A 3,250-nucleotide genomic window follows, 5' to 3' on the forward strand; every position below is an offset into this window, starting at 1 on the left:
ATCGCTTACTCTATCTACACTTGTATTAAGTCTATGAATTCTCCTTAGAGTTAATTTTCTATTATCAAAAACAAAATTTCCATTGCGGCAATAAGCCAAGTAAAATAATAAAACATCTACTGAAGCAAAAATATTTCCAATTTTATCTAATATACTTTTATAAAAGATCTCTTTCTTAACAGTTATAGCGGAAGTATTTATAGGAGGGTGAAAATTTTTCATGTCAGTTATTTTAGTTTTGACGATTTGCCCTTTATTGTTTAAGATTATTTTATTTACCAAATATAAACTAGGCGGTAGCCTTATTATAAAGCTTTTTTCATTTCCATATTCTGAAGTAAGAGGTCTCCCGCTTTCATCTATATATATTTGTTTGTTATGGAAGTATATTAATTCTGGAACCGATTTGAATGTCTTATATATTTTCTCCAGCCTGTCTTCTCTATACAAATCGTCATCATCTAAAAAGGTTATTATATTTCCCTTTGATTCCTCAAGACCTATTGCTATCATGCCCCCTTGAGGTATTACATTAGTTACCATGTCTTTCCATCCATTTTTCCTTATTATGTCATCACTTATTTGATCTTCAAAGTTCTTTACAACAATTACCTCAAACTTATCCTTTGGAAGAGTTTGGGATTCTAGGCTTTTTAGAGCATAAGGAAGAAACTTCTTTCTATTATGAGCAGTAATAATAACTGAGATAAAAGGCACAAAAAGATAAGAAAAAAGAAGAATAAAATGTTAACGTCTTTGTTTTCAAGGTATTATAGGAGTTTGATTTTACATTGGCATTCTAATGTAAAATAATTATGTATAACTAATATTGTACTACTTAACTATACGGCTATAATTTTTTTAGATAATTAGCATTTTAATATTCTATAATTATATTTTAGTGAGGGATCAAGTTGCTTAGTGAAAACTGAATAGTTACCGCAATCATATTCAATTAGTTTCAGGAAATTATTTAGTAAAATCTTTCTTACTTTATTATAATCAATTATATTCGATCGCCTTTCTACTATTAGCGGATAAATGAATTCGTTATCTATTCCGTATTTTTGAGGGTCATCAATGTTATAAAAGAAGTTCCTTAGTGTAAAATTCCAATTATTTAGCTCTTTTGAGTTCCTATAAATTCCTTCTACCTTTGCTACTAAATAGGCTAACGGTTTAGCTAGCTCTTCTACTAAAGTCTGTTGTCTTTTTCTCATTAATTCGATAAAACTGTAACCAGTTCCCCTAATATTGTCAATTTTCCATCTTAGTTCTCTTTTTAAATACTCTCTCCAATTTTTAGCATATCTCTTTTCTCTATGATCATTATATACAAAGTTTTTTCCTATAATTATTGGGAGTCCGTACTGAATTTTCATTCTAGAAAAGAATTCCCAATCTTCACTTGAGTTCAAATCCTTCCAATTTCCTCTACTTAGGATTTCTTCTTTAATTCCAATGAACGTATTTGCTTCATGAAGTATTAATGCGTTTTTAATTCCAGATTTTACAATTTTCTTGAAAGCTGGAGTATAAGTTACGTCAAGATCTATATATGCTGTTATTGAATTGTCTGGACAATGTTGTAATGCAAACCCTCTTCCTATACCTCTTGAAGAATTGGGTAACTTATAGACCTTCATATTGAATTCCTTTGAAAGTTCTATTAACCTTTCATAGGTTCCATCATTTGATCCTCCATCAACTACCACTATTTCAGCATCAGATCTGTAAACACTTTTTAAACTCTTTTCTATGGTATTTAATGAATTAAGAACTGTGCCGTATAAGCAAATGGATTGCGTTTTTATATCACCTCTATTTAATTTTTTTAGCAAAAATATAAGCTTTTTAGATGATTTAATCGATTGAAATATAATTAAATTTATTGTGTTTATAATAAACAAAGAATTTGTAAATATGTAAAGTAGTAATATAAATTAAATGCGATATAAAAATTATACATTAAGATAGCCTATTCAAGTTAATGTTTAAACCCATTAAAAGAATTAATTCTTTCTAAATTGATTGTATTTCAAGGTTAAATTACTTAAAATCTAGGCTTATAACTTAAAATGAATTTTAATTTTCATTTACAATTTACGCTTTATTTAAATTTCCAATAGTGAATGATGCAAATTTGCTTATTCTTTAGATAAAAGCTTTCTTAATAATAGTTTAAAATACTTTTAGCATAAAATATAACTAGGTACAAAGTTAATGATGCAAAAAAATAATTTAATTTCAGTCATAGTGACAGCTTATAATAGAAAGAAGTTTCTTCCTTATGCTCTAAAAAGCCTAGAATCCCAAACTCTTCCAAAGGATAAGTTTGAGGTAATTGTTGTAAAGAACTTTGAAGATCAAATAAGTGATGACATAATAAGGAAAAATGGATGGAAAGACATGGTAACTAATGTAATACCTCAAGGGGGCATGATAGCAATAGGTCTTGAGGAATCAAAGGGAAATATAATAACCTTTTTAGATGATGACGATTTGTATAGAGAAGACAGGCTGGAGAAAATATATAAGACATTCAAATCGGTTCCAGAATTAATATACTTCCATAACAAACAAATATATATAGATGAAAGCGGGAGACCTCTTAATCTAGAATATGGAAAAAGCTTTACAATAAGGCTGCCGCCTGGAATTGTTGATTGCAGGCTTGCTTTTGTAGAGCCAGGAATCTTTCACAATAGTAGTTCTATAGCTGTTGTGAGAAAGCCTTTAGATGAAAACAAGCATTTGCTTGAATTAATTAGGGGCTCCCTAGACTTCTTTATAGCTGCTATAGCTTTAAATCAAAGAGTAGGGCTTTTATTTGAATCAAGTGAAAGGCTAACGCTTTATAGAGTTAATACCATGAGTCTTACACCATACTCATATACCTCGAGATCAAGCCGATTTGAGATGAGTCTACCAGTATTAGCTAGAGCATACTTTACTTGGGCTCTTGATGCTAACTTAATCATAAACATACTTGATGAAAATTGTAGGCCCTATGCCGAGTTCTATGAGGCCTTCAGGGCTGCCGAGACGGCCTCTATGCCATCCTGGGCTTCAGGCCAGAGGTTAACAGTGAATTTATTCGAGAGGCTTAAGCAGGAAAGGAAACTTCTGAGTTTAGGTTCCATAGACTTTAAGAACTATTTGATTATGGTTACAGATGTAACTGTAGCTTTAATGCCGGACAAAATTAAACATACTTATTGGAGCTTCAGATGGCTGATCGGCAAACACG

General features: G+C 30.5%; 3 protein-coding genes. 1 reads left to right on the forward strand and 2 read right to left on the reverse strand.

The features are described from left to right. A partial coding sequence (locus RXO53_RS08050; protein ID WP_410713702.1) for a glycosyltransferase family 2 protein occupies positions 1 to 717 on the reverse strand: 717 nt, incomplete at its 3' end. Positions 718 to 869: 152 nt separating this feature from the next. Then, positions 870 to 1,841: a glycosyltransferase gene (locus RXO53_RS08055; protein WP_410713703.1), complete on the reverse strand. Its 972-nt coding sequence runs from the start codon at positions 1,839 to 1,841 to the stop codon at positions 870 to 872. A 382-nt stretch (positions 1,842 to 2,223) separates the two neighbouring features. Between RXO53_RS08055 and RXO53_RS08060 the strand changes: the two genes are divergently transcribed. Further along, a partial coding sequence (locus RXO53_RS08060) for a glycosyltransferase family 2 protein (protein WP_410713704.1) occupies positions 2,224 to 3,250 on the forward strand: 1,027 nt, incomplete at its 3' end.

The organism is Caldisphaera sp. (assembly GCF_046536515.1).
GTDB lineage: Archaea > Thermoproteota > Thermoprotei_A > Sulfolobales > Acidilobaceae > Caldisphaera.